The organism is Chitinophaga jiangningensis, assembly GCF_900142605.1.
Classification (GTDB): Bacteria; Bacteroidota; Bacteroidia; order Chitinophagales; family Chitinophagaceae; genus Chitinophaga; species Chitinophaga jiangningensis.
Genome location: NZ_FRBL01000006.1, coordinates 101377 through 115014 on the forward strand (window position 1 = coordinate 101377; position 13638 = coordinate 115014).

Annotated in this window: 9 protein-coding genes; 6 read left to right on the plus strand and 3 right to left on the minus strand. The window is 48.8% G+C overall.

The features are described 5' to 3' along the window. Window positions 1–26 precede the first annotated feature (26 nt). From BUB18_RS15920 to BUB18_RS15930, 3 genes are all read right to left on the minus strand, one after another. Complete coding sequence (locus BUB18_RS15920; RefSeq protein ID WP_073082966.1) at window positions 27–1685, minus strand: beta strand repeat-containing protein; 1659 nt, start codon at window positions 1683–1685, stop codon at window positions 27–29. A gap of 197 nt (window positions 1686–1882) precedes the next feature. Continuing rightward, the gene (locus BUB18_RS15925) at window positions 1883–2308 is read right to left on the minus strand and encodes a universal stress protein (protein ID WP_073082968.1); all 426 of its coding nucleotides are present in this window, start codon (window positions 2306–2308) and stop codon (window positions 1883–1885) included. A 55-nt stretch (window positions 2309–2363) separates the two neighbouring features. Further along, the gene (locus BUB18_RS15930) at window positions 2364–2936 is read right to left on the minus strand and encodes a TetR/AcrR family transcriptional regulator (RefSeq protein ID WP_073082971.1); all 573 of its coding nucleotides are present in this window, start codon (window positions 2934–2936) and stop codon (window positions 2364–2366) included. Between the two features lie 1012 nt (window positions 2937–3948). On the opposite strand from BUB18_RS15930, the gene BUB18_RS15935 reads away from it, so the two are divergent. From BUB18_RS15935 to BUB18_RS15960, 6 genes are all read left to right on the plus strand, one after another. Next, window positions 3949–5670: an alpha-L-fucosidase gene (locus BUB18_RS15935; protein ID WP_245805683.1), complete on the plus strand. Its 1722-nt coding sequence runs from the start codon at window positions 3949–3951 to the stop codon at window positions 5668–5670. A 15-nt stretch (window positions 5671–5685) separates the two neighbouring features. Then, window positions 5686–7833 carry an alpha-galactosidase gene (locus tag BUB18_RS15940; protein WP_143159968.1) on the plus strand — a complete coding sequence of 716 codons (2148 nt, stop codon included), beginning with the start codon at window positions 5686–5688 and terminating at the stop codon, window positions 7831–7833. Between the two features lie 31 nt (window positions 7834–7864). After that, a complete protein-coding gene (locus BUB18_RS15945) occupies window positions 7865–9208 on the plus strand; it encodes an alpha-L-fucosidase (protein ID WP_073083818.1) in 1344 nt (447 codons plus the stop codon). Window positions 9209–10143: 935 nt separating this feature from the next. Further along, the gene (locus tag BUB18_RS15950; protein ID WP_073082973.1) at window positions 10144–10752 is read left to right on the plus strand and encodes a response regulator transcription factor; all 609 of its coding nucleotides are present in this window, start codon (window positions 10144–10146) and stop codon (window positions 10750–10752) included. A gap of 59 nt (window positions 10753–10811) precedes the next feature. Further along, window positions 10812–11108: a hypothetical protein gene (locus BUB18_RS15955; protein ID WP_073082975.1), complete on the plus strand. Its 297-nt coding sequence runs from the start codon at window positions 10812–10814 to the stop codon at window positions 11106–11108. Window positions 11109–11176: 68 nt separating this feature from the next. Continuing rightward, entirely contained in the window at window positions 11177–13633 is a 2457-nt protein-coding gene (locus tag BUB18_RS15960) for a glycoside hydrolase family 2 TIM barrel-domain containing protein (protein ID WP_245805684.1), read from the plus strand. Window positions 13634–13638 lie beyond the last annotated feature (5 nt).

Genomic DNA, 13638 nt, shown 5'->3' on the forward strand with positions numbered 1-13638 from the left:
CGATTTGGTGATCGGATAAGTGCCGGTTATTTCCTGATTACATACCAGTTGGTACCATCTGTTTGCAGGGTGACGTAGGTATAATCGTTGTAGATCACGTAGGTGCTGGCACCGTCGATAGTGCCGCCGGTGGGACTGATGGTCAGGCTGTTATCAATTCCTCCGCTACCTATTTTTTTAATTGTATAAATTCTTCCTCTTATTCCTGTGGGAGACGGGAGTGTCACGGTGATACTACCACTCGTGGTGTTAACCAGTACCGTATTGTCGGTTGCTGCCAGCGTACCATTTGAGGAGAGGGTGGTGATGTTCATTGCCATGGAGCCGCTTACCTGCAAAGTGGAATTGGCGGCAGCGGTTCCGCCTACGTTTGCGGCGAGGCCCACCTGGAGGGAATCGCGCACTGTTTTATTGCCCGCAAATGTTTGTACGGAATCGGTTACAATACCACGTGCGGTGGCACTTGCATCCGGGATATTGATAACGATTCTGTTGGCGGTAGTGGTACTGTCGATATTTACATTCGTACCTGCTTTACCGTTAACGATGCTGATGGCTGGTCCGGTTTGACTATTTACTGATTTAATGCCTCCGCTGAATGCGGCCGAATCTATTGCTCTTTTTTCAATGGCGCCGGTGGTGGGGTTCCGGAACAGGAGGGTGGTGGTGGCGGTGCTCACGTTGTTAGGGACGGTGCCAAGTACTACGCCGCCGGTAATGTTAGCGCCTCCGCCGGTTACATTTACCCCGTTGGTGATGGTGGAGCCTCCGTTAACACGCAGGCCTGCGCTGGCGGTTAAGCTATCCTGGAAGGTTTTCTGTCCGCCGAAGGTTTGAGCGGTGGTACTTACTGCACCGGGATTGGTAGCATCGGCAGGTGCCAGTTGCAGTGTACCATTGGTAATGGCCATACCGTTGGGGTTGGGAGCAGCCAGTAATGCGCCGATGGTGATGGCCTGCTGCTTACTGCTAAAGGAGAGCCAGTCCGCATATGTCAGCAAACCTGTTCGCTGCGTAGTGCCGTTCACGATAGGAATGTTCACGGTTACGGAGCTGTCGGCCGCATTCGGGGTGACACCAAAATTAGCATTTGCCGTATCTGCTTTGATGGTGATGCCTTTGTTGGTAAGTCCGTTGATGCTTTCGATAGCGCCTGCAAAAGCGGAAGCCGACAGGGAGCGTTGGCTGACGGCGCCCGTGGCGGGGTCGATTACCAGTGTGCTGATGAGGGCTGTATTTTGCGGAACATTTTTGAGTTGCACCGTTTGGTCAGCATTCACATGGATGGCCTCTGTGGCGTTGGTGCGAATGGAGAGTGGCTGTCCGTCAGTAGTTCCGATATAATTAGCGGCGGTGGTGCCGGCGTTGCCGGTGAGTTTCCAGCCGGTGGCGCTGATGGAGAGGCTGTCGGCCAGTCGCGACCAGTACCCGGCCCGGCGTACCAGCAGGCTTTGGTTGCCGGTGAAATAGATGATCATACCATCCGGCGCGGTATTGAGGGGCGAGAGGGTGGTATCTGCGATACGTGGCAGGAGTAAACCCTGGCGGACGCTTTCCAGTTCCAGTACGGATGCTTTGTTGATGGTGCTTGGGTTGTCGCCTACTTTAAGCTGCGCCATGGCGGCGGGTGTCAGCAACACGAAAAGCAATACTAAGAGCAATGAGGGTACGTAGTTGTGCTTCATAAGTCTTTGGTTGAGGAATAAGCAAAAGGGAATAAGTCCAGATTTTAGGGATACTGGGGCAGGCGGGGAGATTGTTAGTTATTCCATTTTAAAGATAAGCTATTTCGTACTCCGATAAATATGGGATGCATAAAAAAGGCCGTGGTTTTTTCGCCACAGCCCTTGTTGTTTTAGTGATTGTTGAGTGTTAGTCAGGATTAGTGATCCGCTTTATTGTACGGTACTACCAGTACGGGTATACGTGCGTGGCGGATGATGGATTCGGCGGTGCTGCCTACCAGCATATGGTCGATGCCTGTGCGGCCATGGGTGCCTACTACCAGGATGGCGGTATCACCTTCATGTGCTTTTTCAAGCGTCACCACTTTTGGATTGCCGGTGGCTACAACGATTTTAATGTCGGCGCCGGGATGTTGTGTCTTGTAATCTTCTAATGCTGCTGCTGTTTCGCGGATTCGTTCTGGAAGGTCTGATACCGTTTCAGGTAATGCCATGCCAAGGCCTACTTCTACTACGGAGAAGAGGGTAACGCTGGTCTGCATTCTTTGAGCCAGTGCTACGCCCTGACTGATCACTTCTGCTGAAAACGGGCTAAGGTCTACCGCGATCATTATTTCGGACATACGACTTTAATTTTAAGTGGTTAATGTTTCCGTTATACTGAATGTTTATTCATTGCTATGCTTTGAGTGCATCCCAGCACAGGTCAAACGTGAGATCGATTTTACGTTTGCTGAGTGTTTCATTGCTGTAATGCGTTTGTTTCACCAGTTCGTTGAGGGCGCCCATGATAAAGGTGAGGAGCAGACCGGTGTCCGCCTGTTTTACCAGTTGTTCCTGTTGTCCTCTTTCGATAAGGTCAAAGAAGGGGGCAGCCAGTTCCCGTGCCTTTTCCCTGGTTTCGGTGGTGATATAGGGTGAATGGAAGCATTGCTCCACGAACACCACTTCTTCAAAATGCTGGAGTTTATATCGGAGGATATTCATCCACACGGTTCTGAATCCTGGTTTAAAAGGCTGGGAGGGATCATAACCCCTGAAAGCTACCTGCACGGAGTTGGCCCGGCTGCAGGCAAAGAGGGCGTTGATCAGCTCGTCTTTTCCGGTAAAGTATACATAGAGGGTGCCGGTGGCGATGCCGGCTTCCCGGGAGATGTCGCCCATGGTTATACCGGCGAGCCCCTTTCGGGCTACCAGCTTGAGGGCAGCCTGGTATATCAGCTCCACTTTCCTGTCATCCTTCAATTTCATATTACAAAGGTAAGCGAATAATTATTCATTTATGCGTCAAGGAAATCTTAAAAATCCAGGTCTTTGCAATCATGGCGTGTAAATATGGGTCGAGAAAATCTTAAAAATCCGGTCTTTTCAATAGCCGCGCATCAATATGCGTCAAGGAAATCTTAAAAATCCAGGTCTTTAGCAACAGCGGCGCATAAAAAACGCCCCCCAGGAATGGGAGGCGATTACCAGTGTTATCTAGTATTAGAAGTAAGTTGAAATTGCTAAGAGGGGGACCTTAGCAATTTAAATGCTAATTAAACCGTGTTTGTAAACCTGTTTTCTAAGAAAAATGAGTTAAAGAATTCTGAAAATGTCTGATATCCAGCTGTTCTGCATATCAGACATCACAAATGTACCACCCCGCAAATGGTCAAATGTTAATTAGAAGTGTGTTAATCCGCGATTAACAAAAAATTTATAGGTAATCCTGGAATAACGCCTGGCAGGAGCTGTGGGCTGCTGCGCTGCTACATTGCTGCCGATATGGCATATGGGTATCTATGGTGATTTGTAAACATATCCAGTAAAGTAATTAGCTTGTTGCAGACTAGGACCCCAAAAAATAAATGCCCTTGCATCCGATTGCAAGGGCACAGTGAACATTCACAGATAATGTTCCCCGATAATGGAACTATAACGAATAAGTTGATAAAAAAACAGGCACAGACACCGTGCCGTCAAAAAAGGTGATTGCTAATCGTGCTTCAGCACTACCTTACTAATCGTGTAGTACTTTGGAACTAATTCGAAGTTAAAAAGATTGTTCGGTCTTTTTAGTTAACTGTTAGTTAACTGCCGAAATTGCCCCCCGTTTTGTAGGATTTTCCCTTTCCCTGATACCTTTTTTTAATTCACTTGCTCAACCCGTCAGGTATCAGTATTTTTTCACTTACGCATTTACCAGCCTATGTTCCACATGATGAAAAAACTGCTTTTCTTATTACTAACGTGCACGTGTATACGTTCGAATGCCCAGGATATGCCCGATATGTGGACCAAAGGTGCCGCCAATTCCACCAATCCTAATCTGGAATGGTTCAGGTCGGCAAAATTTGGCCTCTTTATCCACTGGGGCCTCTATTCTAAACTCGGTGGCCGCTGGAACGACAGCAGCTATTACGGCAGCGGCGAATGGATCATGAACCGCGCTAAAGCCCCCGCCGCTGAATACGCGAAAGTAGCACAGTCATTCAACCCCACAGGATTCAACGCGGAAGAATGGGCAGGCATCGCCAAAGAAGCGGGTATCAAATACCTCGTGATCACCGCCAAACACCACGAAGGATTCAGCATGTATGATTCCAAAGTCACCGACTTCGATATCGTTGACGCCTCCCCATACAAAAAAGATCCCATGAAACCACTGGCCGCCGCATGCCGCCAGCAGGGTATCCGCTTCGGATTCTACTATTCCCAGTTCCTCGACTGGCACGAACCTAACGGTGGCGGCAACAGATGGGACTTTAAAGAAGCTGACAAAGATTATCAGCAATACTATCGCACCAAATCAGTACCACAGCTGAAAGAACTGCTCACCAACTACGGTCCGCTGGATATCGTATGGTTTGATATGCCCGGTGGACTTACCCCGGCACAAACCAAAACAATGATCGACAGCCTCCGCCAACTCCAGCCTAACTGCCTCTTCAGCAGCAGGGTAGGACATAACCTCGGAGATTATCGCGACTTCGGAGACTCCGAAGTGCCGCCAACCCCCATCTCCGGCGCATGGGAGTCCATCTATACGCATAACGACTCCTGGGGGTACATTCAGCATGACCTGAACTTTAAATCTCCCAAAGAAATAATACACCTCCTCTCCAATGTTGCTTCCAAAGGCGGCAACCTCATGCTCAACGTAGGCCCCGATGGCAACGGAAAATGGCCGGAATACAGCATCAAATACCTCCGTGAAACGGGCAGATGGCTCAATAAATACGGCGAAAGTATTTACGGTACTACTTACGGCCTCATCCCTACACAGCCATGGGGCGTTACCACCAGCAAACCAGGCAAACTATACCTCCACATCTGGCATAAACCTGAAAACGGACAACTGGTAGTTCCTGGCGTGAACGCGAAAGTAAAAAGCATCAGAACACTGGGCGACAATAAACCACTGGCCTGGAAGGCTACAGGAACAGACATCGTAGTGTCCCTGCCTGCCACCCTGCCAGACGATAGAAATACCGTACTGGTAATGGAATACAACGGCCGGCAACAGGACCGTTCCCAGCTGCATACGCAAACAGTAAGCAGCCAATACCCGGCCACCACCATCTCACCGGTGTGGGCCGTATTTAATGGTGCCGCGGAAACGAAGTCATTCACCTATTCGCATTATTTTGGCGACTGGAAACATGACAACTGCGCCATCAACATGCTCAGCCCCGCTGATGCACTGGTGTTTCCACTGCATGTGCAGGAAGCCGGCGATTATAAAGTAGTGCTGGATTATAATTGTGAAACCACCGGCGCCACCCAGCCCGGACTGGTAACACTGGGCGCCCAGCAGCTGCCCTTCCTCACACTGGCCACCGGCACCTATGATAGTCATAAACCCTTGCTGTTTATCGACCATGCCGTAGGCGTTATCCACATTGATCAGCCGGGCGATTATAACCTGACCGTAAAACCGGCAAAGGCAAATAACAAGGAGTTGTTCAGACTGCGTAGTGTAGTGCTGCAGCCACTCCGATAAATAGAACAGCGAACAATGAAAAACATTAAAACAATTGCAATAGCAGCAGGATTAATTTGGCAGATGCAACCGCTGCAAGCGCAAAACGCCGGCAGGCAGGACTGGTTGATCAACAACCAGGGTTACAAAGCAAATGTAACCGCTGCCGGCAAAGAGGTGGTGATCTCCAATGGCCTGCTGAGCAGGAGCTTCCGGGTAACACCGAACGTGATCTGCACCGATTTCAGGAACCTGGTGAGCGGTGAACAATTGCTGCGTGCCATAAAACCGGAAGCACAGCTGTTCATTGACAATGATACCGTGAACATCGGTGGCGCCTATACGCAGCCGCAGAAAGCCTACCTGATGCCTGCCTGGCTGGATCATATGGAAGCCGGAGCCAAAGATCTGCACTACCTGAAATACGAAACTGCGGACCTGAAACCTGCACTGCCGGAGAACGGCTATACGAAAGCGGCTTCAGGGAAGTCACTGATTTTCCATTATTCGGCACCGGAAAATTCACCGTATAAAGGCATGGTGGTAAAGGTGCATTACGACCTGTTCGACGGAGTACCCGTGATTTCCAAATGGCTGGAGATCACAAATAATACGGGTCGCGCCCTGCAGCTGCAACAAGTGAAAAACGAAATCCTGGCTACACCGGAAGAAGAATCAGCCGTAGTAGGAGGGGTAACGCAAATGGCTACACCGCATGGCCTGTATGTGGAGAGCAACTACGCTTTTAACAACGCCATGAAAGCTAACCTGAGCGACCAAACCACTCACTGGAAAGCGGACAGCACCTATACGTCGCAGGTGAACTACGACCTGCAAACGCCTTGTGTGCTGGAAGTATACCCGATTGTGCCGGTTGGCATCCGGCTGGATAAAGGGGCACATTTCGAATCTATCCGTACCTATGAACTGTTGCTGGATGGCTATAACCGCGAACGCAATGGCCTGGCACAAAAGGCGATGTACAGAACCGTTGCACCGTGGACGGAACGTAACCCGATTTTCATGCACCTGGTAAGTACCGATCCTGAAAAGGTAAAAGCAGTGATTGATCAATGTGCGGCTACCGGTTATGAAGCGGTGATCTTAAGTTTTGGGAGTGGATTAAATATGGAAGACACCAGCGCTGCAAATATTGCTAAATACAAGTCCCTGGCAGATTATGCCACATCCAAAGGGATTATGTTGGGTGGCTATAGTTTATTTTCCAGTCGCAAAATCAGTGATGAGGATGATGTGATTAATCCGGCAACGGGTAAGCCGGGCGGTGCATTTTTTGGAAATGCCCCTTGCCTGGGAAGTAAGTGGGGACTGAGTTACCTGGCAAAAATCAAATACTTTTTCGAAGCCACCGGCTTCAGCATTTTTGAAAACGACGGGCCTTATCCCGGTGATGTTTGCGCTTCCACCACACATCCCGGCCATACCGGCAAAGATGATTCACAGTGGAAGCAAATGCTGCTCCAAAAGGAGCTATACCACTGGATGTACGCGCGCAATATCTACGTAAATGCACCGGACTGGTATTTCCTCGATGGTACTAACAAGATTGGCCTGGGGTATAGAGAAGTGAATTTTTCCCTGCCAAGAGCAGAACAGCAGATATTGAACCGCCAGAATATTTACGATGGCCTATGGGAAAAAACGGGCCCGATGAGCTGGGGTTTTGTACCGCTTACGCAATACCAGGGTGGCGGTGCCGCTGCTACCCTGGAGCCGCTGAAAGACCACCTGGACGATTACGAAAAACTGATGATGCAGTACTATGGCGCCGGTGTACAGGCATGCTACCGTGGTCCGCGTTTATACGATACCGATGTAACCAAACAGTTGGTAAGTAATGTTATCAGCTGGTATAAAAAATACAGGAAGATATTAAATGCAGATATGATTCACCTGCGCAGGCCTGATGGGCGCGACTGGGATGGGATGATGCACGTAAGTGCCAGCTTGCCGCAGAAAGGATTGGTGATGTTGTATAATCCTACATTACAGGCTATTACCCGGGAGATAAAACTGCCGCTGTACTATACCGGGCTCGACAAAACCGCGCGTATACGGGAGAAAGAGGGAGTATTGAAAACGTATAGTCTTGACCGCGAGTATAATGCCACGGTGAAAGTAACCATACCGGCATCGGGCTATACCTGGCTGGTAATTGAATAACCTTGATCAAACCAAAAACTATAATCCACACATGAAAAAGATCACACTTGGGTTCCTTACGCTGCTGCTGTTGTTAGTGGGGCAGTTGCAGGCCCAGCAAAAGCTTACGAACGAAACCGATGCGCAGAAAGAGCAACGCATGGCCTGGTGGCTCAACGACCGCTTTGGTATGTTTATCCACTGGGGACTGTATTCACTGCCTGCCCGCCACGAGTGGGTAAAAAGTCGGGAACGCATTACAGACAGTGCTTATCAGAAATACTTCGACAACTTCAATCCTGACCTGTACAACCCGCGTGAATGGGCACGTATGGCAAAGGCCGCCGGTATGAAATACGCAGTGCTCACCACCAAGCACCACGAAGGCTTCTGCCTGTTTGACTCGAAATTTACGGATTACAAATCTACCAATACCGCTATTAAAAAGGACCTGGTGAAAGAATGGGTGGAGGCGTTTCGTGCGGAGGGCCTGAAAATAGGTTTCTACTATTCCCTGATCGACTGGCATCATCCGGATTTTACAATCGACCAGCACCACCCGCAGCGCCCGAATAATCCGGCGGATTATGAGAAGCTGAACAAAGGTCGTGACATGGCGAAGTACAGGACCTACCTGCACAACCAGGTGAAAGAGCTAATGACCAATTACGGTAAAATTGATATTCTTTGGTTAGACTTCAGTTATCCTGGGGAGCATGGTAAAGGCCATGAGGACTGGGATTCCAAGAATTTGCTGGCCATGGTACGCAAGCTGCAGCCGGGCATTCTGGTGGACGACCGTTTAGACCTGAATAACTACGATGATGGTTTTGATTTTGTTACGCCTGAGCAGTATAAAGTATCTGAATGGCCGATGCGCAATGGGAAACGGGTACATTGGGAAACCTGCCAGACGTTCTCCGGTTCATGGGGATATTACCGTGATGAAACCAGCTGGAAGGATAACAAGCAACTGCTGGTACTCCTGATTGAATCAGTAAGTAAAGGTGGTAACCTGCTGCTGAACGTAGGCCCTACTTCCAGAGGATTATTTGATTACCGTGCCAACAAGGCATTGAATGGTATGGGCGATTGGATGACGGTGAATAGTCGCGCTATTTACGGCTGTACCCAGGCGCCGGCTGAGTTCAAAACGCCTGACAACTGCCTGCTGACTTACAACCCAACCACAAAGCGTCTGTATGTGCACCTCCTGGATTATCCGTTGCAGCGCTTCGATCTCCCTGGAATGAAAGGAAAGATCAAGTATGCACAATTCCTGCATGATGGTTCCGAGATAAAGATGAGAGCTACTGATAAGGGAGATGTGGCTATGGAGCTGCCAGTGTTGAAGCCGAATGTGGAAATTCCGGTAATTGAGCTGGTGCTGCAATAATTGCCGCATTAAAATTTTGTTATATGCTGGTATAATCCGCCTGCGGGAGTAAAATTCCGCGGCGGATTTTTTACTTTTATTGCCGGCGGTAGTTCTTGCTGCGTATGAACGATGGCCCAGTTTTGTGGTACCCATGAATTCGCAGGCGATAAAGCTAATCACTGTTTTCGCCACCCTTCGAAGCTTGAAATGGCAGTCGCCATAAACATCACGCTTTTACCGGCGGTAGTGCATGCGGAATATGAGCCATTGCTCAGCGTATGGTAAGCATATGAAATGCAGGCGATAAAGCTAATCACTGTTTTCGTCACCCTCCGAAGCTTGAAATGGCAGTCGCCATAAACATCACGCTTTACCGGCGGTAGCCCCGCGCGAAGCGCGGAACCACCCCATGACACCGAAGGTGTCATGCAAAAAAATCAAAAAACTCTTTTACGATTTCCAACGTATATTATTTATATTTATCTAAAGATGATCGACAAAGTTGCAAGAGCGTTTGAAAAAGCTGTTAATGTTATCTTGATCACACGTTGTTGTTGCTTATTTTTGTGTGGATTTTTTAAAGAGAAGAAAAGCTTGCTTGAAAAAAATCCACACATATAATAAAAATTAATTTGATAAAATAGTCTTTAGTACCAACGATATCTTTATTGATTATTAACGAGTTGTGTTCTTGTTGATCCAGTGTTATATTAATGTCAACCAGGTTATGATTATATCTTTATTGTAATATAAAATTTATTGATTATTAGTATTTATTGAAAAACCATATACCTATCCGATTGACTACTGCTGGGATTTGTTTCAAATTTGTTTCGGTATGGAAACCGTGTATTCAATTCCAATTTTAATTTTAATGCCATACCAGCTTCCAAAACCAGCAGTTTACCTGGAGGAACTTTCATATGAAAATCACATAACCCAAATGGAATATTATGAAAAAAGTGGGGTCTTTAAGTGCTGGTAACTGGAGTGGAACAAACGTGCTGGAGATCGGAGAATTGCATCATGAAACAACTATTGCGTTACAACAATTAGCAAAAGATATCTGTAACCTCGTTTTTATGGATATAGAAATACCAGGTTTAACATCGATAGAGGCTGCCAGCATAGTGAAGGCAGCTTATCCCGATATAAATGTCATTCTGCTTACTTTAAGAGAAGATGTGAAAACAGTGACACAGGTACCGGCCCCGGATGCCGGCATCGCGATGGATATAATTCCACCTGTTACTTTAACTGAATTTATCTCGCAGGTATACGAAACCGCCCTGCATAGCAATATGCTGGCCGTTAATAAGGTACTCGCCTTCTTTAATAAAGAGAAACAGCAGCCGATTCAAAATGATACCTACGGACTCTCTCCCAGGGAAAAGGAAATCCTCCGCTGCCTGGTGAATGGAGATACTTACAAACAGATTTCAGAACACTGCCATATCAGTGTAGGTACCGTACGCTCTCATATCATGAACATTTACAGAAAACTGGATGTGAACTCCAGATCCAACGCCATCGTAAAAGCAATGAAAGAAAACCTTGTCTGACACTCCCCCTGAGTAACCCCAGATGTGCCTTGCCAATTTTTTGATGCATCCGGTTTTTCATGGAATTTGTTTTCTTAAGTAATCAACCTGCAGAGGTTGTCGCACTACCTGATTCCCTGCACCTGCCCACGCAGTGGGCCACCGCTACGCGTAGTGCCCAACCCCGCAATGCCGAAGGTTTGGTACCTAAAATTTCACCAATCGAACAAGAAGAAACCAACCACCCAAACCCATTTTCAACCGCTTTTGAAAATGCTACGCATAAAAGAGAAAATATTACCGTATTTTGTGCAATCGATTGCGTAATTTGGATCCCTGAATCAACACAGACCAGGCTATTCCATTATATGCCGTAAATTGAAACGGGTGCATACGTTTGCACCTCCTGATTTTATCGCTCGACATTTAAAGCTGCTGTCCCGTTATGATGAGAAAAGCATTGTCTCTTTGGCTCCTAGCCTTTACTATTACCAGCCAGGCAATCAAAGCCCAGCAAACTATACGTATTACCAACCAATGGGATTTTCTGAAAAGTGATCTCGGTGGCCCCTGGGAAGCTGTACGCCCCGCCACTGAAGGAAGCCCGGAAGCCGTACCGCTATGGCAAAAAGTTACCATCCCACACTGCTTTAACGACCGCGATGCAGTAGACCCGGACGTAAACTACTACCAGGGCGCCGGATGGTACCGCACCAATCTGGATATTAAAAATCCTTATCAAAATGGTCGTACCATCTTACATTTCCTCGGAGCCGGACAAAAAACAAACGTATATGTATATACGCAAAAGGTAGGATCCCATACAGGTGGCTACGACGAATGGACCGTGGACATCACCGACGCAGTGGAAAATTTCCTGAAATCACCGGATGCCAAACGCTATAAAGGAAAAATACCTTTGGCCATCCGTTGCGATAATACCCGCGACCAGGAAATGATTCCTTCCTCTATGTCGGATTTCAACGTGTACGGCGGCGTATACCGCCCGCTGGAAATCGTATATACGCCGGCGTTATCCTTTAAGGAAGTGCACCTCCAGGCTACCACCGATGCTGCCGGCAACGAAGGCCAGCTCCTGGTTTCCGCCTCCTTCATCAATGCCCTTAACACCAAAGATGCCACCATCGAAATTAATCTCCTGGACCCACGTAGCCAGGTGGTTAAAACGGTGAAACAAGCCCTCACACCCGGAACCGCTGAGCAACAAATCACCAGCATCTCCATAAAAAAACCAGTACGCTGGTCACCTGATCAGCCACAACTTTATAAAGTACAGGCTAAAATAATTTCGGGAGATGTTACCGCCGAATGGACCGGTAACACCGGCTTCCGCCACTTTAAATTCGAGGAACACGGTCCTTTCCTGCTCAACGGAAAGCGCCTCCTGCTGCGTGGCACCCACCGCCACGAAGACCACGCCGGCGTTGCCGCCGCCATGGACGATGCCACCATCCGCGAAGAAATGATCCTCATGAAAAAAATGGGGACCAACTTCATCCGCCTCGGCCACTACCAGCAACACCCGCTCGTATTACAGCTGTGCGATAGCCTCGGAATCCTCGTATGGGAAGAAATCCCCTGGTGCCGCGGAGGCCTCGGTGGCGATATATATAAAGACCAGGCACGCCGCATGCTCACCAATATGATCAGTCAGCACCGCAACCACCCCGCAGTGATCCTCTGGGGCCTCGGTAATGAAAACGACTGGCCGGGCGACTTCCCCGATTTCGATAAGGAAAAAATCCGCGCATTCATGTCGGAGCTCCACCAACTGGCGCACCACCTCGATAGCACCCGCCTCACCACCATCCGCCGCTGCGATTTCTGTAAAGACATCGTAGACGTGTACTCCCCATCCATCTGGGCCGGATGGTACCGTGGCCGCTATACGGAATACAAACAGGAAAGCCTCAACGAAATCGCCAAAGTAAAACACTTCTTCCATGCTGAATGGGGCGCAGATAGCCACCAGGGCCGTTATGCAGAAAATCCTGAATTCTTCATACAAAAAATTGCCACCGGTAAAGGTACCGACGAACGTACCGGCGACTTCGCCCTCACCGGCGGAAATGCCCGCGCCTCCAAGGATGGCGACTGGTCTGAATCCTATGCCGTAAACCTGGTAGACTGGCACCTGAAAGAACAGGAAACAATGCCAACCCTCACCGGTAGCGCCTACTGGGTATTTAAAGACTTTTCCACACCGCTGCGCCCGGAAAACCCCGTGCCTTACGTAAACCAGAAAGGTATCGTAGCCAGGGACCTCACACCTAAAGAAATCTATTTCGTATTCCAGTCCTACTGGCTCACACAGCCAATGGCCCACATCTATGGCCACTCCTGGCCGGTACGCTGGGGCAATGAAGGCGAAGCAAAAGAAATACGCGTATACTCTAACTGTCCGGAAGCCGAACTATTCGTAAACGGTAAGAGCGCCGGCGTGAAAAAACGCGACAGCCAAAACTTTCCGGCCGCAGGCCTGCGATGGAACGTCGCGCTGCAAACAGGACAAAATAATATCCGTGTGGTAGCCCGCAACGGTAAAGCCACCGTTACTGACGAAACCACCTGGACATACCAAACCGCTAAATGGGGCAAGCCGGTGAAACTTGTAGTAGAAAAAGAAAACCAGGGTAACACCACACTGATAAAAGTAAAAGCCCTGGATGCCAACGGCGTGCTTTGCCTCGATGCTGCCAACCAAATCACCTGGTCAGTTGCCGGCAACGCTACCCTGATCGACGACCTGGGCACCGCTGGAGGCTCCCGCAAAGTGCAGCTAGCCAACGGTCAGGCATCCATCCGCGTAGTGAACAATACCGGTAAGAGCGTAGTAGCAGCGGCCGCCAGCGGCCTCACTACAGGTCTTACTGAACTATAATACCT

What these genes read in the sequence shown, in the direction of transcription:
- BUB18_RS15935 (WP_245805683.1), top strand. Translation starts at nt 3,949, where the DNA reads ATGCCCGATATGTGGACCAAAGGTGCCGCCAATTCCACCAATCCTAAT.
- BUB18_RS15950 (WP_073082973.1), top strand. Translation starts at nt 10,144, where the DNA reads ATGAAAAAAGTGGGGTCTTTAAGTGCTGGTAACTGGAGTGGAACAAAC.
- BUB18_RS15930 (WP_073082971.1), bottom strand. Translation starts at nt 2,936, where the DNA reads ATGAAATTGAAGGATGACAGGAAAGTGGAGCTGATATACCAGGCTGCC.
- BUB18_RS15940 (WP_143159968.1), top strand. Translation starts at nt 5,686, where the DNA reads ATGAAAAACATTAAAACAATTGCAATAGCAGCAGGATTAATTTGGCAG.
- BUB18_RS15960 (WP_245805684.1), top strand. Translation starts at nt 11,177, where the DNA reads ATGATGAGAAAAGCATTGTCTCTTTGGCTCCTAGCCTTTACTATTACC.
- BUB18_RS15955 (WP_073082975.1), top strand. Translation starts at nt 10,812, where the DNA reads ATGGAATTTGTTTTCTTAAGTAATCAACCTGCAGAGGTTGTCGCACTA.
- BUB18_RS15920 (WP_073082966.1), bottom strand. Translation starts at nt 1,685, where the DNA reads ATGAAGCACAACTACGTACCCTCATTGCTCTTAGTATTGCTTTTCGTG.
- BUB18_RS15925 (WP_073082968.1), bottom strand. Translation starts at nt 2,308, where the DNA reads ATGTCCGAAATAATGATCGCGGTAGACCTTAGCCCGTTTTCAGCAGAA.
- BUB18_RS15945 (WP_073083818.1), top strand. Translation starts at nt 7,865, where the DNA reads ATGAAAAAGATCACACTTGGGTTCCTTACGCTGCTGCTGTTGTTAGTG.